At 65.0% G+C, this 21,555-nt stretch carries 18 protein-coding genes, 2 other RNA genes and 1 pseudogene; 11 read left to right on the forward strand and 10 right to left on the reverse strand.

From position 1 onward, the window contains the following. Positions 1 to 12 precede the first annotated feature (12 nt). Positions 13 to 657 carry a histidine phosphatase family protein gene (locus tag WJW29_RS00605; protein WP_011409301.1) on the forward strand — a complete coding sequence of 215 codons (645 nt, stop codon included), beginning with the start codon at positions 13 to 15 and terminating at the stop codon, positions 655 to 657. A 713-nt stretch (positions 658 to 1,370) separates the two neighbouring features. Here the strand turns inward: WJW29_RS00605 and WJW29_RS00610 are convergent. Beyond that, positions 1,371 to 1,447: non-coding RNA, sX9 sRNA (locus tag WJW29_RS00610), on the reverse strand. A 182-nt stretch (positions 1,448 to 1,629) separates the two neighbouring features. On the opposite strand from WJW29_RS00610, the gene folC reads away from it, so the two are divergent. The 5 genes from folC (at position 1,630) to WJW29_RS00635 (ending at position 7,487) form a co-directional block, all read left to right on the forward strand. Further along, positions 1,630 to 2,928 (forward strand): bifunctional tetrahydrofolate synthase/dihydrofolate synthase, encoded by a 1,299-nt coding sequence (folC, locus tag WJW29_RS00615; protein ID WP_011409300.1) that lies wholly within the window; start codon positions 1,630 to 1,632, stop codon positions 2,926 to 2,928. A 67-nt stretch (positions 2,929 to 2,995) separates the two neighbouring features. Continuing rightward, positions 2,996 to 4,078 (forward strand): SPOR domain-containing protein, encoded by a 1,083-nt coding sequence (locus WJW29_RS00620; protein WP_011260113.1) that lies wholly within the window; start codon positions 2,996 to 2,998, stop codon positions 4,076 to 4,078. A gap of 214 nt (positions 4,079 to 4,292) precedes the next feature. Beyond that, positions 4,293 to 5,039: a CvpA family protein gene (locus WJW29_RS00625; protein ID WP_011409299.1), complete on the forward strand. Its 747-nt coding sequence runs from the start codon at positions 4,293 to 4,295 to the stop codon at positions 5,037 to 5,039. 30 nt (positions 5,040 to 5,069) lie between these two features. Beyond that, positions 5,070 to 6,536, forward strand: coding sequence for an amidophosphoribosyltransferase (purF, locus tag WJW29_RS00630; RefSeq protein WP_011409298.1), 1,467 nt, complete (start codon positions 5,070 to 5,072; stop codon positions 6,534 to 6,536). A gap of 138 nt (positions 6,537 to 6,674) precedes the next feature. Then, positions 6,675 to 7,487: a ferritin-like domain-containing protein gene (locus tag WJW29_RS00635; protein ID WP_113079141.1), complete on the forward strand. Its 813-nt coding sequence runs from the start codon at positions 6,675 to 6,677 to the stop codon at positions 7,485 to 7,487. A gap of 46 nt (positions 7,488 to 7,533) precedes the next feature. Here the strand turns inward: WJW29_RS00635 and WJW29_RS00640 are convergent. Beyond that, a non-coding RNA gene (locus WJW29_RS00640) (sX9 sRNA) lies at positions 7,534 to 7,611 on the reverse strand. Positions 7,612 to 8,175: 564 nt separating this feature from the next. Here WJW29_RS00640 and WJW29_RS00645 point away from each other — a divergent pair. Continuing rightward, a pseudogene (locus WJW29_RS00645) lies at positions 8,176 to 8,301 on the forward strand (peptidyl-Asp metalloendopeptidase); the annotation flags it as partial. Between the two features lie 266 nt (positions 8,302 to 8,567). After that, positions 8,568 to 8,987, forward strand: a complete 420-nt coding sequence (locus WJW29_RS00650) for a hypothetical protein (RefSeq protein WP_011260109.1) — start codon at positions 8,568 to 8,570, stop codon at positions 8,985 to 8,987. A gap of 179 nt (positions 8,988 to 9,166) precedes the next feature. Here WJW29_RS00650 and lpxH read toward each other — a convergent pair whose 3' ends face one another. From lpxH to WJW29_RS00690, 8 genes are all read right to left on the reverse strand, one after another. Further along, positions 9,167 to 9,910 (reverse strand): UDP-2,3-diacylglucosamine diphosphatase, encoded by a 744-nt coding sequence (lpxH, locus tag WJW29_RS00655; protein ID WP_011260108.1) that lies wholly within the window; start codon positions 9,908 to 9,910, stop codon positions 9,167 to 9,169. A 647-nt stretch (positions 9,911 to 10,557) separates the two neighbouring features. Beyond that, the gene (locus WJW29_RS00660) at positions 10,558 to 11,100 is read right to left on the reverse strand and encodes a phosphatase PAP2 family protein (protein ID WP_011409295.1); all 543 of its coding nucleotides are present in this window, start codon (positions 11,098 to 11,100) and stop codon (positions 10,558 to 10,560) included. After that, positions 11,081 to 12,217, reverse strand: a complete 1,137-nt coding sequence (locus tag WJW29_RS00665) for a glycosyltransferase family 1 protein (protein WP_011409294.1) — start codon at positions 12,215 to 12,217, stop codon at positions 11,081 to 11,083. Before WJW29_RS00665 ends, WJW29_RS00660 begins: the two co-directional genes overlap by 20 nt. A 204-nt stretch (positions 12,218 to 12,421) precedes the next feature. Beyond that, entirely contained in the window at positions 12,422 to 13,942 is a 1,521-nt protein-coding gene (gene ppx, locus WJW29_RS00670) for an exopolyphosphatase (protein ID WP_012445948.1), read from the reverse strand. Positions 13,943 to 14,119: 177 nt separating this feature from the next. Continuing rightward, the gene (ppk1, locus tag WJW29_RS00675; protein ID WP_011260104.1) at positions 14,120 to 16,222 is read right to left on the reverse strand and encodes a polyphosphate kinase 1; all 2,103 of its coding nucleotides are present in this window, start codon (positions 16,220 to 16,222) and stop codon (positions 14,120 to 14,122) included. Between the two features lie 115 nt (positions 16,223 to 16,337). Further along, on the reverse strand, positions 16,338 to 17,666 hold the full coding sequence (gene phoR, locus WJW29_RS00680; RefSeq protein WP_012445946.1) for a phosphate regulon sensor histidine kinase PhoR: 1,329 nt from the start codon (positions 17,664 to 17,666) through the stop codon (positions 16,338 to 16,340). A gap of 72 nt (positions 17,667 to 17,738) precedes the next feature. Then, positions 17,739 to 18,428, reverse strand: coding sequence for a phosphate regulon transcriptional regulator PhoB (phoB, locus tag WJW29_RS00685; RefSeq protein WP_011260102.1), 690 nt, complete (start codon positions 18,426 to 18,428; stop codon positions 17,739 to 17,741). Between the two features lie 180 nt (positions 18,429 to 18,608). Continuing rightward, positions 18,609 to 20,315 carry a M48 family metalloprotease gene (locus WJW29_RS00690; protein ID WP_027703647.1) on the reverse strand — a complete coding sequence of 569 codons (1,707 nt, stop codon included), beginning with the start codon at positions 20,313 to 20,315 and terminating at the stop codon, positions 18,609 to 18,611. A gap of 89 nt (positions 20,316 to 20,404) precedes the next feature. Between WJW29_RS00690 and grxC the strand changes: the two genes are divergently transcribed. The 3 genes from grxC to WJW29_RS00705 all read left to right on the forward strand — a co-directional run. Then, positions 20,405 to 20,713: a glutaredoxin 3 gene (grxC, locus tag WJW29_RS00695; protein ID WP_012445944.1), complete on the forward strand. Its 309-nt coding sequence runs from the start codon at positions 20,405 to 20,407 to the stop codon at positions 20,711 to 20,713. Continuing rightward, complete coding sequence (locus WJW29_RS00700; protein WP_011260099.1) at positions 20,710 to 21,105, forward strand: carboxymuconolactone decarboxylase family protein; 396 nt, start codon at positions 20,710 to 20,712, stop codon at positions 21,103 to 21,105. Before grxC ends, WJW29_RS00700 begins: the two co-directional genes overlap by 4 nt. Before the next feature lie 150 nt (positions 21,106 to 21,255). Further along, on the forward strand, positions 21,256 to 21,555 hold a 300-nt coding region (locus WJW29_RS00705; RefSeq protein ID WP_146760417.1), incomplete at its 3' end, for a transposase.

The raw sequence follows: 21,555 nt of genomic DNA on the forward strand, positions 1-21,555 counted from the left end.
AACTCCCAGCGCATGCGCATCCTGCTTGCTCGTCACGGCGAGACGCCGTGGAACGCCGAAGGCCGTTACCAGGGCCAGATCGATATTCCGCTGTCGCCGGTTGGCGAAGGTCAGGCGCGCGCGTTGGGCGAACGGCTACACGCGCTGCAGATCGACCGCGCAGTGGCGTCGCCGCTGTCGCGTGCGCAGGCCACTGCCAAGGCTGCGCTGGGCGCGTCGCGCGAGGCGCTGTTGCAGACCGATGCCGATCTGCAGGAAATTGCGCACGGCGAGTGGGAGGGCCTGCTGGCCAGCGAGATCAACGACAAGGATCCAGCACGTTTGCGCGCCTGGCGCGAAGAGCCCGACACCGTGCTGATGCCGGGCGGCGAATCGTTGCGTCAGGTGCTGGACCGCAGCTGGCGCGGCCTGGTGCGCGCCGCCGATGGACTGGGCGCCGACGACACCTTGCTGGTGGTCGCACACGATGCGGTCAATCGCGTGATCCTGTGCAATATCCTGGGGCTGCCGCTGTCCAAGCTGTGGAGCTTCCGCCAGGCCCCGACCACGCTCAATCTGCTCGAAGGCGATGACGTCGAGCACCTCGAAGTGGTCCGCCTCAACGACTGCGCCCACCACACACCGTTCTTTGGTGAGGCCAAGCATCGGGCGTTGTAGCCTCTGGCAACCTCAGCGCAGGTCTACCAGGACGGAGACGAGTCATCATAGGCATGTTGCGAGACACAGGACGTCTGCAGCGCGTCTGCCTCTTTCTGGCATTCTCGTTTTTTTCTGTTTGGTCCACTACTCCAGGGTTCTTCCGCCGACGAATGCATTGGTCGATCTGACCTTTGTGGTCGCATGTGTTGCAGTTGCGATGTTTTTTCCTTGTTGCTCTGGGCCAATGCAACTGGCCGGCTTCAACGTCAGATCGAAGGACATGGTGTCGGCAGCGTCGTGTTCCGATGGTCGTTGCTGGGCAGCGTCGTTGCGATGCTGGGATGGGCATTGATCGTCAGACTCGGTCCCTGGGTATGGACAGAAGTCTTTGGCGATGTGTCCTCAGAAGATGTCGTGGTCCGCTCGGCGTCCGGGAGTTTGCCATGCCCGCATGCGGTAACCGTGGACCCCTGCCGCGTGGGGCCCCGCAACGGCTTTGCATGTTGGTTGGTGAAGCTCCTGATTTGGGTGGCGGACATGGACAGGCAGTGATCGAGGGAAAACGCTCCGCTGCTGGCTCCACAGTGCGCAATCTTCATCTCAATGCCACCCATCAGTGATTGGGTCGTGACCTGCCGTCCTGACGGATGGCGTGAGGTGGTCGCTCAAGCCATGGCTTGCGATTTCATCTTTGCCTCATGCGCACCAGTGCCCGTCAGCAAACCAAGAGCGGCTGGCAGGACGTAGCGAGCAGTCGTCAGTTGGGTGTGGGCGGCGCGCTCAGAACCGCAGTGGACGCGTGGTCCATCCCGATTCCGAGCACCGACCGCGCCCGCCTGACGGCTGTGCAGTAGCTTTGTTAGCCGCTCTAAGGTGCGTTGCCTCGCCAGCGCCATCTGCCCAGGCAATGCATCCAGTGTTGCGACCGTTGGTAGGCCACGCTGGCGTCACGCGCGCGATAATCTCGCTCGCACGGCATCAGGTAACCCCATGACCACCCCCACCACACTCTCCGAGTGGCTCGCCTACATCGAGCAGCAACACCCCAGCAGTATCGCGATGGGATTGGAGCGCGTGCGCGAGGTGGCTGCGCGCCTGCAGATCGCAGCGCCAGCCAAGCATGCCATCGTCGTGGGCGGGACCAATGGCAAGGGCTCGACCGTGGCCTTTATCGAGGCGATCGGGCGTGCTGCCGGCTGGAAGATCGGTGCCTACACCTCGCCGCATCTGCTGCGCTACAACGAGCGCGTGCGTATCGACGGCGAGGAGGCCAGCGACGCGCAGCTGGTCGATGCGTTTGCTGCGGTAGAGGCAGCGCGCGGCGACACCGCGCTGACCTATTTCGAATTCGGCACGTTGGCGGCCTTGTGGCTGTTCCAGAGCGCCGCGCTGGATCTGACGGTGCTGGAAATCGGCCTGGGCGGGCGCCTGGATGCGGTCAACATCGTCGATGCGGATGTGGCGGTGATCACCACCGTCGACATCGACCATACCGATTGGCTGGGCGAAGACCGCGAGGCCATCGGCACCGAGAAGGCCGGCATCATGCGCGCCTGGAAGCCGGTGGTGCTGGGCGAGATCGACCCGCCATCCAGCGTGTTGCGGCGCGCCTACCAGCTGGGTGCCAATGCGATCCGTGCCGGCAGCGATTATTTCTTCGAGCCGATTGAGGTGCAGCACCCCGAAAACCCGCAATCCGACGCGCCGCAATGGCGCTGGCGCGATGTGGCAGTGACATTGGAATTGCCGATGCCGGCATTGCACGCGCCGGTACAGCTGGCCAACGCAGCCGCTGCGATCGCCGCATTGCAGGCGTTGCCGGTGGAGGTGCCCGCTGCAGCTTGGGTGCAGGGCATCGGCAACGCGCAAGTGGCCGGGCGATTGCAGCGCCTTGCGGTCGATGGCCTTCAGGTGTTGCTGGATGTCGGCCACAACCCACAGGCCGCACGCGCGCTGGCCGCCGCGCTCGGTGCGCAGGCGCACGCCGGCAGCACCTACGCGATCTACGCTGCTCTTGCCGACAAGGATGTCGTGGGCGTGGTGGAGGCAGTCGCTGCGCAAATCGACCACTGGGCATTGGCGGGGCTGGAGGGCGCGCGTGGACAATCGGCGCAGGCGCTGCACGCACGCCTGCAAGGGACTGCCGCCGCGCAGGCGCTGTGTCACCGCGACGTTGCCAGCGCAGTGGAGGCGGTCCTGGCCACAGCCAGCCCCGGCGACCGCGTGCTGGTGTTCGGCTCGTTTCACACCGTGGCCGACGCGCTTAGCGCACTTCATTCAGCCTGTTGAGGTCGTCGAGGTGGCGCCGGCCTTATAATCGCCGCGGCACCCCGCCACGCCGCCTCTCGTCTCTTCCGTGGATACTGCTCTGAAACAGCGACTGATTGGCGCCATCGTTCTGGTGGCGCTTGCCGTGATCTTCCTGCCGATGCTGGTCAAGGGCCCCGCGCCGTCGAGCGGTGTGGCCGATGTGCCGCTCCAGGCACCTGCAGCACCTGCCAAGGGCGAGTTCGAAACCCACGAATTGCCGCTGGTCACCCCTGGCAATGCGCCGGCCGGTGGCGCGCTGGGCATGGCCGGTGCGCCGGCGTCGGTGCAGAACAACCCCGATGCCGCCGATCTGGCCGCCCCGTCCAGCACGCCTTCCGCACCGGAAGTGGCCGCCGGCAATTACGCGGTCAATTTCGGCGCCTACGCCACCAGTGCCGATGCCGATGCGGTGATTGCGCGACTCAAGCAGGCGCAGTTGCCCGGCTTCAGCGAAAAAACCCAGATCAACGGCCGCCCGGCCTGGCGCGTGCGCGTTGGGCCGTACGCCGACCAGGCCCAGGCCGAATCGGCGCGCCTGCAGGCAGTGAAAGTGCGCAGCGACGTGAACGCCCAGGTGGTGACGTTGGATGCCAACGCCGCCGCTCCGGCGCCTGTGGCCACCCCGCCCGTGCACGCACCGGCCACCAAGCCAAGCAGCAGCGTAGCCGCCGCGAGCACCACGGCACCGACCAAGACCGAAAGCCTGCCGCCGGAGCCTGCCAAGCCGATCGCCGCCGCGCCCAAGCCGGCTGAAGCGCCCAAGCCCGTGCCGGCCAAGCCTGAAGTCACCAAGCCTTCAACCGCTCCGCCTGCAGCCGCCAAGCCGGAAGTGGCTGCCAAGCCTGAGCCTGCCAAGCCGGTGGCCACCGCACCGGCAGCGCCTGCGGCCAGTGCGGTCGGTTTTGCAGTACAGCTGGGTGCGTTCGCGCGCGCCGAAGACGCCGACGCCTTGCGCGACCGTGTGCGCGCTGCCGGCTTCAGCGCCTTCGTCGAACAGGTGCGGACCGACAAGGGCGCGCTCAACCGCGTGCGTGTCGGCCCGGTCGCCAATCGCGGCGATGCCGAACAGTTGCGTGCCCAGGTGGCAGCCAAGGTCGGGATTTCCGGCATGGTGCGGCCACATCCGTAATGTCTGTACCAGCTGCAAGCACACGCGGCCACTGCGGACGTGGCAGCCGCCCGTCCACTGCGTTGCTGGCGCGCCGTCATGTGTCGGCTAACTGCCTGCACTGCGCAGCCCGCAGGCACTGGAATTGCGAACGCCTCGCACCCATGGAGGGGAGGGCAATGACTACCGAGCCAGATTGCACTAGCGGCGTACGCGCCGCGCTGAGAGCTTGCCGATGATCGACATGGTGCTGGGCGTGATCATTCTGGTGTCGGCGTTGTTGGGCTTGCTGCGCGGTTTTGTGGCCATCGTGGTCGGCACCTTGTCCTGGTTGCTGGCCGGCTGGGCCACGTTCATGTTCGGCGGCGCGGCCGCGCACTGGCTGGCCGATGGCAAGCATCCCTCTGCCACCGAATCGTTCGGCGGTTACGCGATGGTGTTCGTCGGCGTGTTGATCAGCGTTGCGGTGATCGGCATGGTGATCCGCGCGGGCGTGGAGGCGATCAAGCTCGGCGGCACCGACCGCATGCTCGGCTTCGTCCTGGGCGTGGTGCGCGGGGCGTTTCTGGCCAGCGTGCTGGTGCTGCTGATGGGCTTCACCCCACTGCCGCGCGAGGCGGCATGGCGCCAGTCGGTGCTGCTGCCCATGCTGCAGCCGGGCGCAGGCTGGATGCGGGCGCAATTGCCGGCCTGGCGGATGCCGTCGATGGAAATGCCATCAATGGAGCTCGGCGACTTGCCAACGGAGTTGGGGAAGTTGCATTCGGCAGGCGATAATACGGACCTGGGCAAGGCACTTGGCGGTTCCGGGCTGAGCGACACCATCACGCGTGCGCTCGGCAAACCCGCCAAGACGGCTCGCGACGGACGCGATTCGACCCAGGCGATGCCGGCCAACATCGATCCGGCGCAGGTTCGCGGCGGAGAAAGCGACCCGGCTCGGGTCGAGTCCCCAGGCCAGGCACGGCCACCTTCACAGTAACGGCGCAAGCCGAAGCGGAGAACGCGCACCATGTGTGGCATCGTCGGTATTGTCGGCAACCAGAACGTCGCCGGGCAGCTGTATGACGGCCTGACCGTCCTGCAGCATCGTGGGCAGGACGCCGCAGGCATCGCCACCGCAGATGGCACGCGCCTGCGGGTGCAGAAGGCCAATGGCCTGGTCCGCGACGTCTTCGACGAAAAGAAAATGGCGGTGCTGGAAGGCCGCGTCGGTATCGCGCATTGCCGTTACCCGACCGCAGGTTCGGAAGGCATGGACGAGGCGCAGCCGTTCTATGTCAACTCGCCTTACGGCATCGCGCTGGCGCACAACGGCAACCTGATCAACACCGAGGCCTTGCGCCAGCAGGTGTTCGAAGCCGACCGCCGCAACATCAATACCGATTCGGACAGCGAAGTGCTGTTGAACGTGTTCGCCTACGAGCTGGACGCGCAGCGCATGCTTACCCCCGAAGCGGCCATCCGCGCGGTGGCCGGCGTGCACCGCCGCTGCAAGGGCGGCTACGCGGTGGTCAGCGTGGTGTTGGGCCTAGGCCTGGTCGCGTTCCGCGATCCGCACGGCATCCGCCCGCTGGTGCTGGGCAAGCGCGAGCATGCCGAAGGCGCCGAATACATCGTGTCTTCCGAATCGGCAGCGCTGGACATCCTGGGTTATCAGCGCGTGCGCGACGTGCGCCCGGGCGAAGCGTTGGTGATTACGGCGCGCGGCGAGCTGTTTTCGGAAATCTGCGCTTCGCCGACCAACAACGCGCCGTGCATTTTCGAGTACGTGTATTTCGCCCGTCCCGATTCGATGATCGACAACATCTCGGTGCACAAGGCGCGCATGCGCATGGGCCTGAAGCTGGGCGAAAAGATCCTGCGCCTGCGCCCGGATCATGATATCGACACCATCATTCCGATCCCGGACACCTCGCGCGATGTGGCGCTGGAGATGTCCAACGTGCTCGGCGTGAAGTACCGCGAGGGCTTCGTCAAGAACCGTTACGTGGGCCGCACCTTCATCATGCCGGGGCAGGGCGAACGGCAGAAATCGGTACGCCGCAAGCTCAACCCGATCCACCTGGAATTCCGCAACCGTGTGGTGTTGCTGGTCGACGATTCGATCGTGCGCGGCACCACCAGCCGGCAGATCGTGCAGATGGCGCGCGACGCCGGCGCGCGCAAGGTGTACCTGGCCTCGGCTGCGCCGCCGGTGCGTTACCCAAACATCTACGGCATCGACATGCCGGCGGCCGAAGAGCTCATTGCGCATGGCCGCAGCGAGTTGGAAATCCAGGAGTTTCTGGGCTGCGACTGGCTGATCTACCAGGATCTGGAAGACCTGGAAGTGGCGGTGCGCGAAGGGAATCCGGACATCAAGCAGTTCGACTCTTCGTGCTTCAACGGCGAGTACATCACCGGCATCGAACCGGGATATTTCGAACGCATCCAGCAGCTGCGCTCAGACGATGCCAAGAAGCGTCGTCGCGCCTGAATTACCGCGGCGACGCGGCCGATTGGTCGCGCGCGCCGGGCTGGCGCTGCCGGCTGGCTGTGCAAGGCAAAACGCGTGTAAGTGCATGCCGGTGCGCTGCGTTTCTGCAGCGGGCCACCATCTGCTGTGGCCGACAGCATGAGCATCGGTCTATTCGAAAGCACCGATGTGTTCGATGCTGCTCGCCTGTGTCTTGACCAGGCCGACCCGCTGCAGAAAGTCGCGTTGACCCAACACTACGCAGCAGCCTTTCGCGCAGGCCGTCTTGCGATCAATCCGACAGCGCCTGCGCCGGATCCGATTCGCATGCCGGGCCGTCCGCCGACGCCGCCGCTGGTGCATCCGCGCGAGTTGCCACGCCGCGGATTGGGTACGCCAGAAGGGCGCGCCGCATTTATCCATGCCATTGCGCATATCGAACTCAATGCCATCGATCTGGCCTGGGATGCGGTGTATCGCTTCCGCGGTCTGCCGCAAGCGTTCTACGCCGATTGGGTGGCGGTGGCCGATGACGAATCGCGGCATTTCATGCTGTTACGCGCGCGCTTGCAGGCGCACGACCGCGACTACGGCGACTTCGCCGCACATAACGGGCTGTGGGAAATGTGCGAGACAACCGCGCACGACGGCCTGGCCCGCATGGCCCTGGTGCCGCGCGTGCTCGAAGCGCGCGGCCTGGATGTGACGCCGGCGATGATCGTCAAACTACGTTTGCTCGGCGACGCAGCCACTGCCGAGGTGCTCGAAACCATCCTGCGCGAAGAAGTGGCGCACGTCGCCGCGGGTTCGCGCTGGTACCGCTGGTATTGCGAGCAGGCCGGCGTCGAGCCACGCGCACGTTTCAAGGCGTTGCTGCGCCAATACGCTGGCGGCTATCTGCATGGGCCGTTCAATCTGCAAGCGCGCCTGCTTGCCGGTTTCGACGAAGACGAGCTGGCAGATCTGGTGTAGCAGGCTGGCTGAGCGTGGCGGCGGTGTTTGCGTAGCGAATAAGAGCGGCTCACAAAACGAAGCGAGCAGCTGTCAGGTGGGCGCGGACGGCGCGCTCAGAACCGCAGTGTACGAGTTGGTACATGCCGATTCCGAGCACCGGCCGCGCCGGCTTGGCGGTGAGCGCAGTCGTTTTATTCGCCGCTCTAAGCAGTCGTAGCTTATGTCCTGAATTTTTCTTGCGCGTTCGTGCGCTGGCGCCGTGTCACCTGAGCGCGCCTGGCGATGCTCGGCGGATGAGTTCGATCCTTCCAGGACGACCCGGCGCGAGCCGCCGGCGCCGATACGACAGGCGCCGCGGTGTCTTGCACCATAGGGAAGATTCGCGCAGCCCATCGCGTGGCGAAGGCGAACAGGTCCATGCAGAGCGATCTCCATAACGACGCGATGTCGCTGTGTTACGCATCAATGCGGCTAGCGCTTGTTCGACATGGCCCAGATAGACCGCGTTTTTTTCCGCAGGACTGTGCGATGGATCCTGCGTGATCGCTGCTGGAATCGCATCCAGGCGTCGGCAAACATCGCAGAACCGTAATTTTCTATTGCAACAACCTGCATTCGGTCCGGTGCAACGCGCCCTGATGGCGTCCCGTGGGCAGGGGGCAGGAGTTTCACATCCGTAACTTTCATGTCTTAGGAGAGAAAGACGATGAAGTCGAAGTCGATGTGCACCGCGGTGGGTCTGATCGTCATGTGCCTGGCCGGTTCGGCCGTCGCTGCCGGCAAACCGCTCTATCAAACCGGGCCTGCGCCAAGCCGCAGTGCCGCCGCCACCGACTGCTCCGGCTGCACTGTTGGTCTAACCCCAACATCAGCTACAACGGCGTGCCCATGGGCAATGCCAGCACCGCCGACAACCAACGCGCGCTGGTCAACACCAAGGCCACGATTGCCGGCTTCCGTTCAGTCTCGTGGAGTGATCCAAACCTGGCCCGGCACCGCACGTGCCGGGCGTTTTTACGCTACACCCACGCGCGTGGATCGCGCAGACTAGGCGCACCGCCGGTCACTGCCGGCCCTGTCTTGTCGAGCGGAGCCTTCATGTCCACGCCCCTGCGTTATGCGCTTGTCTGCCTGGCCGCACTGGCGGTTGCCGGATGCAAGCAGCAACCGGCCGAGCCCGTTGCCACGCAGCCCAAGCCTGCCGTTACCGCGCCTGCAGCGCCCGCCAGTGAGGACGCGCAAACCCGCGCGCTGCATGTGCTTGAAGCCCGTTTGCAGAGCGACCATGTGTACCCGGATAACTGCATCGGGATCATGGCCGAGGAAGGCGATGCGCCTTCGCCTGACGCTTTCGATTTTGCAGTGCGCGAACGCCACGGCGACGGTTGCCCCGGTGATCCGCAGACCAGCCCGGTACGCGACCGTTTCCGCGTGCAGGCCGATGGCACGTTGCTGTGGTACGACGTAGTAAATGCGGATTTCTTCGACTACGCGCAGCGTGCGCGAAGCATGCAGTGATGCTTTGTGGTCATTGATCCAGTGCAGACTGACTGCGCGCAGATGTCAGCAAGCGCCACGACAGCCGTTGCGTAGCGGCGAGGCGGTCGCGTAAGGCGCGCTTGAGATGACCCGGCGCGCGCATGTCATTCAGCGTCACGGTGTCTTGCGTTGCAGGCACAGCGTGTGGATGCGCTGCCTTACAGCGCGAACTGCTCCAGCGACACACCATCGGCATCCAAACGCAAGACCGAGCCTTGTTCGTACCAGTCGCCCAGCACGATGCGCGTGCAGGTGTTGCCGCCGGCCTGTACGGTGTGGATGGCAGGGCGATGCGTGTGGCCGTGGATTAGCCGATCCAGCCCGTAACGCACGAAGGTGGCTTCCACTTCGGCCGGCGAGACGTCGGTGACGGTTTCAACGTTCGACTGGTCGCCCTGCTTGAGTTCTGCATGGCGCGCCTGGCTGGCCGCGCGCGCCTGCTGCGCGAACGCCACGCGTGCGGCCAGCGGCTGGGCCAGGAACTGCGCCTGAAATACCGGATCGCGCGTCTGTGCGCGAAACGCCTGGTAGGCAGTGTCGTCGGTGCACAGCAGGTCGCCGTGCATCAGCAGCGTGGTGTGCCCGTATAGATCGATCACGGTGGGGTCGGGCAGGATGCGGAAGCCCGCGCGCTGTGCGTAGGTTTCGCCCACCAGGAAGTCGCGGTTGCCGGCCATGAAGAACACCGGCACGCCGGCATCGGCGACCGCATGCAGCGCCACCGCCACCGCATCGGCGGCCGTGGACGGGGTGTCGTCGCCGATCCAGGCTTCGAACAGGTCGCCCAGGATGTAGAGCGCGTCGCTGCCCCGCACCTGCGTGCGCAGGAAATCCAGAAACAACTCGGTAATCGCCGGCCGGGCCGGATCCAGATGCAGGTCGGAAATGAACAGGGTGGTCATTGCGCCATTGTACGGCGGCAGCGCGGGGCGGTCAGGGGCAAGGATGCGAGATTTGTGATTCGGGAGTGGAGAGTCGAGATTGGCGGATCACGGTTGATAAGTGATTTGGTATCAGAAGTTGGGCTTGTCGATCTGCTATTGGTGGCACGCGTCAGTCATTGGCTTCGAAGCGACTGGCGATCCGTGTCAGTTGCCCAATGCCCGACGTCTGATGCCTCTGATCAGTGGTCACGCAGGTGTGGCGCTCGTGAGCATGACTCGGCACCAGAGCGTCATGCGCAGCGGCTATCGTCAAGAGCGAAACGCAGCTCGCAGCTCGCCCCTCTCCCTGCGGGAGAGGGTAGGAGTGAAGGTACGGGGCGAAGCCACACGCTGAAATCGCACCGCTGCGCCATACGGTTTCATTATCAACCTCCGTGCAAGAACAATTGATCGTGCCAGACCAATCGACGGCAAGTGCATGAGGCCTCGCACCTACCCGCATCCGTCCCTGCAGGGCGCCTTCTCCCCCATCAAGTAGGACAATGTCCCGCAGGGAGAAGGGTGAGGCGAAGAAGCGCTGCTGCCTGCTTGGTTCCGTCCGGGTTGCTCGTCGGTCTCTCTTTCCGCCTGCCTGTCAGTCAGCCGCGCCTCCCCATGGCTGGCGCTTAGCCCAACACCACCGGCAGCCCCCACAGCGACAGGCTCGCCAGCAGCACACCGATCACCGTGGCGGCGAGTACGTCGCTGGGATAGTGCAGCCCCAGTACCACGCGCGAAAGCGCCACGCCGGCCGAAAACGGCACCAGCAAAGGGGCGAGCCAGGGATAATAGGCCAGTGCCACGATGCTGAAGGACACCGCATGCAACGTGTGGCCGGAGGGGAAGCTGAACTCGTCCAGCGGTGCCACCCAGGCGCGAATGCGCACGTCCGCCGCATACGGGCGCGGACGCCGGGTCCAGCGTTTGAGCGCCTTGTATAGCATCAATGCAAGCACGCCGGTGGCGGCCATGTGCGCCGATGCACGCACGCCATGCATGCCGTCGAGCACCACCAGCAACCCCATCAAGGCGTACCAGAACACGCCGTCGCCTAGACGGCTGATGGAGGCGAAGACGCGCCGTACCGGGTTGCGTCGGCACCACAGATTGGCGCGTCGGCACCAGCGCGCTTCGTGACCGCGCAAGACCTCAAGCCGCGTTGACGACATAACGCCCCCGTGCAGCGCTGATTCCCAGCAACAAGGCTTCGAAATCGGACACCACATTGTCCGGATGCAGTTTTTTCATCGCCTGTGCCGCTGCCGTGCCCATGCGCTGGCGCAGTGCATCGTCTTCGGTGAGTGCGACGGCGGCCTGGATGAAGGCCTCGTCGGTATCTACCGCCGCGCCGGTATGGCCGTTGCGCAGATACTCGCGTGCGGCGCCGTAATCGAAAGCGACTGTCGCCACGCCGCTGGCCATCGCTTCCAGGGTCACATTGCCGAAGGTTTCGCTGCGGCTGGGGAACAGGAACAGATCACCGCTGGCGAAGTGACGCGCCAATGCATCGCCACGCTGGATGCCGCAGAAAATGAAGTCCGGATTGTCGTGGGCAATCTTCTCGCGTGCCGGGCCATCGCCCACCCACACGAAGCGCGCTTTCGGGCGAATCTGCTGCAAATTGCGAAAGGCACGCACGGCCAGCGGCAGATTCTTTTCGTTGGCGATGCGCCCGACGTAGATGGCGGCAACGCCTTCGCCCTCGATGCCCCAGTCCGCGCGCAATGCAAGATCGCGACGACCTGGATCGAATTGCTGGCTGTCCACTGCGCGCGCCAGCAATCGCACGCGCTCGAAGCCGTCTTCGCGCAGAAACTGTTGCAATTCGCGCGTGGGCACCAACGTGGCTTCGGCCTGGTTGTGGAAGCGCCGCATCCAGCGCAGCGCGGTGCCCTGCAGCCACGCGGCGCCGTAATCGGGCAGGTATTGGTCGAAGCGGGTGTGGAAGCCGGTGGCGACCGGAATGCCGAGCCGGCGTGCTGCGCGCATTGCCGACCAGCCCAGGGGGCCTTCCGTGGCCACATAGATCGCATCCGGTTGCGTGCTGCGCCAATGACGTACGAGACGGTGCGTGGCCGGCAGGCCGAATTTCAATCCCGGGTAGCGCGGCAGCGATGCACCGCGTACCAGTAGCGCATCGGTCGCTGCGGTGTCGGCGCTCTGGCGTGGACGCACGACATCCACTTGGTGTCCGCGCGCGCGCAGGCCGGTTTCCAGGCCGTGCACGGTCAACGCAACACCGTTGACCTCGGGGGGATAGGTTTCGGTAACGATCGCGTAGCGCATGCCCGTTCTCCCGTTTTGGCTAGCTTCCGGGAGGGCGATGGCATTGATGTTGCGCTAGTAAGACGTGGCAGTGACACGTGCGACGGGATTGGAGATTAGGGATTCGCAAAAGCAAGATTATTTCTTCAGCACGAATCGCGAGGACGGTGGAGTTTTGGATTCGAGCGAATCCCGATTCTCCAATCCCGCCTGAGGCCCCCGGCCTCAGGTCACAAACGGTTTGAACGCAATTCCCAGGCCGGCCATGCTGTCGACTTCGCCGATCAGGTCGGCGCGCAGCAGCGGGCGCGAGTCGATCCAGCTTTGCGACAGGATCAACGACAGCTGGGTGTCGTCGGCGGTGAGTTCCAGGGTCGGAATCGGGTCCGGATCATGCGCGCGGTGCAGCAACACCGCCAGCCGCAGCAGCGCGGCCTTGCGCCGGGTCGGCAGCAGCACGCGGTCGGGCAGGGCGTCGAAGGCGGTCTTGGGCACATTGCGCCGATGCGTGCGCACCAGCGCGGCCAGTACCTGCTGTTCCTGCCGTGAAAACCCCGCGATATCCGAGTGCTCGAGGATATAGCTGCCGTGCACGTGGTACTGGCTGTGCGCAATGATCAGCCCCAGCTCGTGCAGGCGTGCGGCGCGGCGCAGCACTTGCGCATCGTCGCCATCCAGTTGCCAGGATTCGCAGACTTGGTCGAACAAGCGGCAGGCGGTGGCTTCCACGCGTGCTGCCTGTACTTCGTCGATCCCGTAGCGCTGCACCAGCGAGGCCACCGAGCTGTCGCGCGGATCGTTTTCGCCGCCGCGGCCAAGCATGTCGTACAGGATGCCTTCGCGCATCGCCGCCTTGCTGACCATCAGTTTCTCCAGACCCAGCGCCTGGAACGCAGCTTCCAGCACCAAGATGCCACCGGCGATGATTGGCCGCCGTTCGGCCGCCAGGCCGGCCAGCTGGATGTCTTCGATGCGTTTGGCCTTGAGCAACTCATCGCGCAGCGCCGGCAGCGCCTGCGCCGTGATCGCGCCCTTGGTCAGCTTCATTGCCGCGCACATCTCGCCGATGGCCTTGTGCGTGCCGGACGAGCCGATCGCCTCGTGCCAGCCCAGCGCCTTGTACTGGCCGGCGAACTGCTGAAACTCGGCGCCGATCTCGGTCAGCGCATCCTTCCATTTTTTCTTCGACAATTTACCGCCGGGAAAAAACCGCCGCGTGCTGGCAATGCAGCCGGCCTGCAGACTTTCGCGTTCCAGCGTCTGAAACCCGCGACCGATGATGAACTCGGTCGAGCCGCCACCGATGTCGATCACCAACCGGCGTTGGTCGGGCTTGGGCGGCTGCGCATGCGCCACGCCGAGATAGATCAGGCGCGCTTCCTCACGCCCGCTGACCACCTCGATCGCATGACCCAGCGCGGTTTCGGCCGGCATCAGAAACGCTTGCGGCGAACGCAGCTGACGCACCGTGTTGGTTGCCAACGCGCGCACGCGCAGCGAAGGCACGTCACGAATGCGCTGGCCGAACCGCGCCAGGCATTCGAGCGCGCGCTGCCGTGCTTCATTGGAGAGCCCACCTTTGCCATCCAGGCCATCGGCCATGCGCACGGTTTCGCGCAGGCGATCGACGACGCGCAGCTGACCCATCAGGCAGCGCGCAATGACCATGTGGAAACTGTTGGAGCCTAGGTCGATGGCGGCAAGAAAATCGCCATCGCGCAGGGGCGGAATCGTGGGGGAGGGCATTGGCATGGCCGCATGGTAGCCGATGGTCCGTTGGCCCCGTGAGAGGCCCTGCGTGGGCCTCTCAGCGTCAGGGTGCGGTCGGTGCTCGGAATCGCTGGGTGCCACCTGCAGGCTGCAGGTGCGAGCATGACGCCCGCCTTTGCGAACGGCTTCCCACAGTGCCTGCTGCAGCGTTACTCAGATCCGATCGAGCAAGGTCATCTGCGCCGAATGCGGTGGCTCGCCCGGGGCAGGCGTGCGCTTGTGGTACACGCCCTCTGCGTCCAGTTCCCAGGCGCTGACGTTGTCGTCCAGATAGTTCTGCAGCACTTCGCGGTAGACGCGCTTGGCAAGGTCCGGTTCCAGGATCGGGAAGCAGGTCTCCACCCGCCGCAGCAGGTTGCGTTCCAGCCAGTCGGCGCTGGCGCAATACAACTCGGCGGCGCCGTCGTTGCCGAACCAGTACACGCGGCTGTGTTCCAGAAAGCGCCCCACGATCGAGCGCACGCGGATGTTGTCCGACACGCCCGGCACGCCGGGGCGCAGCGTGCAGGCCCCGCGCACGATCAGATCGATCTGCACGCCGGCCTGCGATGCCGTGTACAACGCACGCACCACCTGCGGTTCGTTGAGGGCATTCATCTTGGCGATGATGCGGCCCGGGCGACCCTTGCGGGCCAGCCGCGTTTCGCGATCGATCCGCTTCAGCACACCGGCATGCAGCGTAAACGGCGACTGCAGCAACTGCTCCAGCTTCATGCGCGGCGCAAGCCCGGACAACTGCTGAAACAGCATGTGCACGTCATTGCCGATCTCGGCATCGGCGGTGATCAGGCTGATGTCGGTATACAGGCGCGCGGTGCCGCTGTGGTAATTGCCGGTGCCCAGGTGCACGTAGCGTTTGAGCTTGCGACCCTCGCGTCGCACGATCAGCAGCATCTTGGCGTGGGTCTTGAAGCCGACCACGCCGTAGACCACCTGCACGCCGGCTTCCTGCAGCTTGTCGGCCAGGCCCAGGTTGGCTTCTTCGTCGAAGCGCGCACGCAACTCCACCACCACGGTGACGTCCTTGCCGTTGCGTGCGGCCAGAATCAGTGCATCGACAATCAGCGAATCCTTTCCGGTGCGATACAGCGTCTGCTTGATCGCCAGCACGTTCGGGTCGACCGCAGCTTGGCGGATGACATCCAGCACCGCTGTGAAGGCATCGAAGGGGTGATGCAGCAATACATCGTTTTTTTTGACGATCTCGAAAATGCCCTCGGTGTCGCGCAAGGTGCGCGGATTGAACGAGTGGTACTTGAGCTCGGGGCGCTGCACCAGGTCATAGACCTGCGTGACGCGGCTCAGGTTGACCGGCCCGATGATGCGGTACACCGCGTTCTCGTTCAGTCCGAAATTTTGCAGCAAGGTGCGCAGGATGGGCGCCGGGCAGTCGTGCGCGATCTCCAGCCGCACCGCCGGCCGGTAGCCGCGCGTGACCAACTCGTCGCGCAAGGCCAGCGCCAGGTTTTCGACTTCTTCCTCGTCCACCACCAGTTCGGAATTGCGGGTGACACGGAACTGATACGAGCCCATGACCTGCATGCCCGGGAACAGTTCGTCGACGAATTCGGACAACACCGACGACAGGAACACGAAACTCTGCGCGCCCTCCGGCGACAGGCTGGCCGGCAGCTGGATGATGCGCGGCAGCGAACGCGGTGCGCGCACGATGGCCAGATGCCCGGCGCGGCCGAACGCGTCCTGGCCTTCCAGCACCACCACGATGTTCAAGGTCTTGTTGAGGATCTTCGGGAACGGGTGCGCCGGGTCCAGCCCCAGTGGCGACAGCACCGGCATGATCTCGTTGCGGAAGTAGGCACGCAGCCAGCGTTTCTGGCGCGAGGTCCATGCCGAGGGGCTGAGCACGGCAACGCCGGCGTCTTCCATCGCCGGGCGCAGCACTTCATTCCAGGCGTGGTATTGCTGCTCGACCAACTTGGCGGCGCGATCGTGCACTGCGTTGAGGATGGCGGTTGGGCTCAGCCCGTCCGGTGCCGGCGGCAGCCCGAACTCCTGCGCATGCCGCACGGTGGCCGCGCGGATCTCGAAAAACTCGTCCAGATTGGTACACGAGATGCACAGGAAGCGCAGCCGCTCCAGCAATGGCACCTGCTCATCGAGCGCCTGCGCCAGCACCCGGAAGTTGAAGTCCAGCTGCGACAACTCGCGGTTGATGTACAGCGCCGTATCACGCAACGGATCGGTGGCGATGTCGTCGCCGGGTGTGATGTCGTGCAGTTCTTTGGCGTGGCCCATGGAATCGATCATCAAGACGGAGTATGTGCGTGGTTACCGCGCAACTGCAGCGCAGGCGATGCGGCGCGCGCGGGACGCGACCATTGCGCCGCGCTGGACGCGTACTGACTACATATTACGCCGAGTGTGACAGTGGCACCGATGGCTCGCGCTGCACGACGCGCGCAGCGACGAAATGGCACGAAAATTCGCTGCCGCGTCCCACTTCGCTTTCGATGTCCAGGCGCGCTTGATGCAGCCCCAGGATGTGCTTGACGATCGACAGACCGAGCCCGGTGCCGCCGCTCTCGCGCGAACGGCTGCTGGACACGCGATAGAAACGTTCTGTGATGCGCGGCAGATGCGAGGCCGGAATACCGTAGCCGGTGTCGCGCACGGCCAGCGCGGCACCATCGCCTTCGCGCACAAAGCGGATCGTCACCGTGCCGCCGCCGGGCGTGTAGCGCACCGCGTTGGTGACCAAGTTGGAAAACGCGCTATGCAGTTCCTTGTTGGAGCCGAGCAGATCCACGCCGGCCTCGTCGATCACCTCCACGGTGTGGCGGCCCTGGCTGTGCGCCTCGGCCTCGCGGCGCAGGGTCGACAGCATCGGCGCCATCGCCACATGCTCTTCGCCGAGTTCTTCCTGCGATTCCAGCCGCGACAGCGTCAACAGATCTTCGACCAGCTGCGCCATGCGCTGCGACTGCTTACGCATCTCCGCCAGCATCGGGCCCGACTCCGGAAAGTCTTCCGGGTCGAGCATGTCCAGATAGCCATGCACCACCGTCAGCGGGGTACGCAGTTCATGCGAGACGTTGGCGACGAAATCGCGGCGCACCTGCTCCAGTCGCAGCAACTTGCTGACATCGCGTGCCACCAGCAACAAGTAGTCGTCGGAATACGGAATCAGGCGCAGATTCAGGCGCAGATCCGGGTCCGCCGGCGAGGCGGCATCCAGCATCGGTTCGGCGTTGCGCCCGGCTGCCAGCCAATGCGCCAGCGGCAACGGCTGCAGCCGCTCCACCACCGATACGCCCATGTCGCCGGGATGGTGCAAGCCGAGCAAACCGCCCGCCGCCTTGTTGAACCACTGCACGCGCTGGCTGTTGCGATCCACCACCACTACCGCATCCGGCAGCGCCTGCGCCGCGGCGCGGTAGGTGCGCAACATTTCGATCAGGCGCCGCTTGCGCCCGCGCATTTCGGCCTGGCTGCGATACAGCAGACGGTCCAGTTCGTTCCAGGCGCCGATACCGGCGGCTGGCTCGGCCCGTTGACGCGCGGTGAGCCGCCGCAGCACCTGGCGCAGCCGCCAGTAGTGCCAGGCCAGCACGCCCAGCGCGGTGAGCGTCAGCGCCATCCACACATGCCCGATCAGCACGCCAGCGAAGACGGCAGCGCCCAACAACAGCGCAAGGGTGCCAAGCGTCTTGAGCCAGGCGGAACGGATGTGTTGAGGCATGGAAGGCGTTACCACGAAGCGTCAGGTAGGCAGCCACCCGGCCAGAACGCGGCCGGGGGGCTTTACGGCACGTCAGGTCGCCGAAGAAAAACGATAGCCCGAGCCACGTACGGTCTGCACCATGTTTTCCAGGCCGAATGGTTCCAGCGTCTTGCGCAGGCGGCGGATATGCACGTCGATGGTGCGCTCTTCCACATATACGCTGCCGCCCCAGACATGGTCCAGCAGCTGGGTGCGCGTATACACGCGCTCCGGGTGGGTCATGAAGAAATGCAGCAGGCGATATTCGGTCGGGCCGATCGGCACAGGCGCATCGCCGGCGAACACGCGGTGCGCGGCGCCATCGATGCGCAGGCGTCCCACCGCCACGCTGCCGTCTTCGTCGTCTTCGCGGGTGCGCCGCATCACCGCGCGGATGCGTGCCAGCAGCTCGCGTGCCGAGAACGGCTTGACCACGTAATCGTCGACGCCGGCTTCCAGGCCGCCGACGCGGTCGTTTTCCTCACCGCGCGCGGTCAGCATGATGATCGGAATATCGCGGGTCAGCTGCTCCTTGCGCCAGCGCCGCGCCAGGTCCAGCCCGCTGGTGCCCGGCAACATCCAGTCCAGCAGGATCAGATCCGGCACGCGGTCGGCGATGGCGGTCTGCGCCTCGCGGGCATCGCCTGCATGGATGGGCTCGAACTCGCCTTTGCGTAGCGCGAACGCCACCATGTCGCGGATCGCGGGTTCGTCATCGACGATCAGAATGCGTTTCTGCACGCGGGGCTTACCGTCTGGTTTTGGTGATCGTCAGTAGACTACGGTTTTGTGACTCTAATGTGACGTCGCTCGCGCCGCTTATGCGATGGCGATGGGGATGGCCTGGCGAAGCGGGCTCGGCAGTTCCATTGCCGGCAGATGGTCGCTCGGCCGCCCACAGCCGGCAACGCGCATCAGCGATCAGCGGGTGGATAAATCCGGGTCGCGAATGCCTTGGCGCCGCAGCTCTAGCACGGTCGGCGTGATGGCGGCGATGCGCGCATCCACGCGCGCCCGTGTCACATAGTCGAGATCTTTCTTTTTCAGCGCTTCCAGCTGGATCAGTGCCTGTTCGGCGCGACCGTTCAAGAACGCCGCTTCCGCATACGCTTCGCTGGCGCGCAGTTGGTCGCCGGAGAGCTCGCAGGCACGGGCGTAGCTCTGTTGCAGCAGCGGGTCGTCGCTGCTCCGGTGCACCAACGGCTCCAGCACCTGGCGCGCGCGCTGGCCGGACTCCTTGCTGGCCTGCTCGTTGAGTGCGCTGGCATAAGTCAGCGCCACCGCACGGTTGTTCGGCAATTGCTTGAGCAACGCATCGAAGCGTGCATTGGCCGCCTCGCGTTGGCCCACGCGCGCCTGCGCCTGACTCAGGCCCAGCGCCAGCCACAGATTATCCGGATGAGCCTCAAGCAGGCTGCTCAGCTCGGCCACCGGCTCGCTTGGCCGCCCGCCGCTGTTGCGCAGCTTTGCCAGCGCCAGGCCATAACGTTGCGCATCGCTCAAGCCTTGCTTTGCGCTGCGGCGCAGGTTTTCGTATTCGCGAATGGCTGCATCCGGCGTGGCTGCGCTGAGCACGCGCAGGCGTTCTTTCGCCCAATCGAAGCCCTGCTGGTCGGCGCCGCGGCTGAGCGCGTCCACCGGCAGTCGCAGCGCGTAGGGCAGCAGCGCGTTGCCGTTGTGGCTGAGCGGCTCCGACAGCGACGGGTCGGCCGGGTCCACGCGTTCCTGGCGGCTTCCACCCGGCACCGAGGTGGTCAGCACCACGGTGTTCTTTTTCATCTGCTCGGCGCGCGCCTTGGCTTCGCTGATGCGGGTGACGGTCACCGGGTGGGTCTGCAGGAAATCCGGCGCGCTGTAGCCACCCTCATTGGCCCGCATCGCCACCGACATGCGCTCGAAGAACCCGGCCATCGCATCGACGTCGTAACCGCTGCGCGCCAGCGTGCGGATGCCCAGCCGGTCGGCTTCGGATTCGTTGGAGCGGGTGTAGTCGATCTGCCGCTGCTGCATCAGCCCCATCGCGCTGGTGATGGTGGCCATGGTGGCGTCGCCCTTGGAGTTGCCACCGGCCTGCTGCGCCGCCACCACCGCCGCCAGCATGCCGAGCAGGATCGGGATCTGGTCGCGCTGCGCGCGCTCCACTGCACGCAGCACGTGCTGCTGGGTGACGTGGGCGATTTCATGCGACAGCACCGCCGCCACTTCGTCCTCGCGCTCGGCGGTCAACACCAGCCCGGCATTGACCGCGACATAGCCGCCGAGCGTGGCGAACGCATTGATCTGGCGATCGCGCAGCATGAAAAACGTAAACGGCTGCTGCGGCTGGTCGCTGTTGGCGCCCAGCCGGGTGCCCATGGTCTGCAGCCAGTCGGTGATCAGCGGGTCGTCCAGCACGTAGTCGTAGTTGCGCAACTCGGCCAGCATCATCTTGCCGTACTCGGCCTGACGCGCCGGGGTCAGCAACTCGCCGGCCGACGAGCCGATGTCGGGCAGGCGGTTTTCCTGCGCAGGTGTCACACCCATGGCAACAGCCAGCGTGAGGGCAGTGGCGAGCGGTAGCAGGCGCAAGTGGAACTCCCAGGTAGTTCGCGGAGCATGCGGGCAGCACGGCGCGACGGCGTGAATCATCGGTTAACCCGCAGTGTTGCGGTGAGGACATGGAAATTCCAGTCGCCCGGTACCATGTGTCAGACCCCATACCAACCACGGAGTTTCCCGTGAGCCAAGACCATACCGATCAGGGCGCGGCCTCCGGTCCGCAGATCACCCTGTATTCCTCGGCCATTTGCCCGTATTGCGTGGCAGCCAAGAACTTCCTCAAGAGCAAGGGCAAGACCTGGACCGAGGTGCGGATCGACCTGGATCCGGCCGAGCGCGACAAGATGGTCGCCCTGGCCAAGCGCACCAGCGTGCCGCAGATCTTCGTCGGCGACGTCCATGTGGGCGGCTACGACGACATGATGGCCATGCACCGGGCCGGCAAGCTCGAGCAGTTGTTGGCCGGCAGCGCGGGCGGTCAGGCATGAGTGGTTCCGACGAAGGCAGCGCCGACCGCCTGCGCGAATTCACCGAATTCCGTCAGCGCATGAATCAGCGCATCCTGGCCGAGCCGAACCAAGTGGTGCGGCGCTTCTTTGCGCTGGACACCCAGACCTATCAAGCCGGCACCCTGGACGTGAAGACCAAGGAGCTGCTCGGCCTGGTCGCCTCGATGGTGCTGCGCTGCGACGACTGCATCAGCTATCACGTGGCCCAGTGCAAGGAAGCCGGCGTGAGCCGCGAAGAGTTCTTCGAAACCTTTTCGGTCGGCCTGGTGGTCGGCGGCTCCATCGTGATCCCGCACTTGCGTCGCGCAGTGGATTTCCTCGACCAGCTCGAAAGCGGCGCGCAGGCGCCGGCCCCGCACGCGCACGACTGAGTGTGTAGCCGAGGCCTGGGGGTGGGGATTCGGGATTTGTAAGAGCCGGCAGGACGCGCGCGCCGACCATCGAGACGGCGCGTTGCGCTTGGGCGCTTGCTGCCCTTAGAACCTGTTCACGATCTTATTCAAACCATGCAAACTCCACGAATGCGCAAGAAGAACGATCCAAGTGACATGAGCCGTGAGCGGTTCGAGCAAATCCGCCCGATTCTGGAGCAAGCCCGCAAGCGCACCAAGCCTGTGACAGTGGATATGTATGAGGTGTGGTGCGCAGTGCTGTATCTGCTACGGACAGGGTGCCCGTGGCGTGCGTTGCCCAGTGACTTTCCGAAGTGGCGCACGGTGCATTCCTACTTTGCCAAGTGGAGCGAAGTGGACGATGAAGGAATGAGCCTGCTGGAGCGGGCGCTTAAAAAATCAGGTTGGCGCGGCCCGCGAGAAACAGGG

The sequence above is a fragment of the Xanthomonas sp. JL1 genome (assembly GCF_038405005.1).

Excerpts from the sequence above, each read along its gene's own strand:
- WJW29_RS00605 (WP_011409301.1), top strand. The coding sequence starts at position 13 with ATGCGCATCCTGCTTGCTCGTCACGGCGAGACGCCGTGGAACGCCGAA.
- folC (WP_011409300.1), top strand. The coding sequence starts at position 1,630 with ATGACCACCCCCACCACACTCTCCGAGTGGCTCGCCTACATCGAGCAG.
- WJW29_RS00625 (WP_011409299.1), top strand. The coding sequence starts at position 4,293 with ATGATCGACATGGTGCTGGGCGTGATCATTCTGGTGTCGGCGTTGTTG.
- purF (WP_011409298.1), top strand. The coding sequence starts at position 5,070 with ATGTGTGGCATCGTCGGTATTGTCGGCAACCAGAACGTCGCCGGGCAG.
- WJW29_RS00635 (WP_113079141.1), top strand. The coding sequence starts at position 6,675 with ATGAGCATCGGTCTATTCGAAAGCACCGATGTGTTCGATGCTGCTCGC.
- WJW29_RS00650 (WP_011260109.1), top strand. The coding sequence starts at position 8,568 with ATGTCCACGCCCCTGCGTTATGCGCTTGTCTGCCTGGCCGCACTGGCG.
- lpxH (WP_011260108.1), bottom strand. The coding sequence starts at position 9,910 with ATGACCACCCTGTTCATTTCCGACCTGCATCTGGATCCGGCCCGGCCG.
- WJW29_RS00660 (WP_011409295.1), bottom strand. The coding sequence starts at position 11,100 with ATGTCGTCAACGCGGCTTGAGGTCTTGCGCGGTCACGAAGCGCGCTGG.
- WJW29_RS00665 (WP_011409294.1), bottom strand. The coding sequence starts at position 12,217 with ATGCGCTACGCGATCGTTACCGAAACCTATCCCCCCGAGGTCAACGGT.
- ppx (WP_012445948.1), bottom strand. The coding sequence starts at position 13,942 with ATGCCCTCCCCCACGATTCCGCCCCTGCGCGATGGCGATTTTCTTGCC.
- ppk1 (WP_011260104.1), bottom strand. The coding sequence starts at position 16,222 with ATGGGCCACGCCAAAGAACTGCACGACATCACACCCGGCGACGACATC.
- phoR (WP_012445946.1), bottom strand. The coding sequence starts at position 17,666 with ATGCCTCAACACATCCGTTCCGCCTGGCTCAAGACGCTTGGCACCCTT.
- WJW29_RS00690 (WP_027703647.1), bottom strand. The coding sequence starts at position 20,315 with ATGATTCACGCCGTCGCGCCGTGCTGCCCGCATGCTCCGCGAACTACC.
- WJW29_RS00700 (WP_011260099.1), top strand. The coding sequence starts at position 20,710 with ATGAGTGGTTCCGACGAAGGCAGCGCCGACCGCCTGCGCGAATTCACC.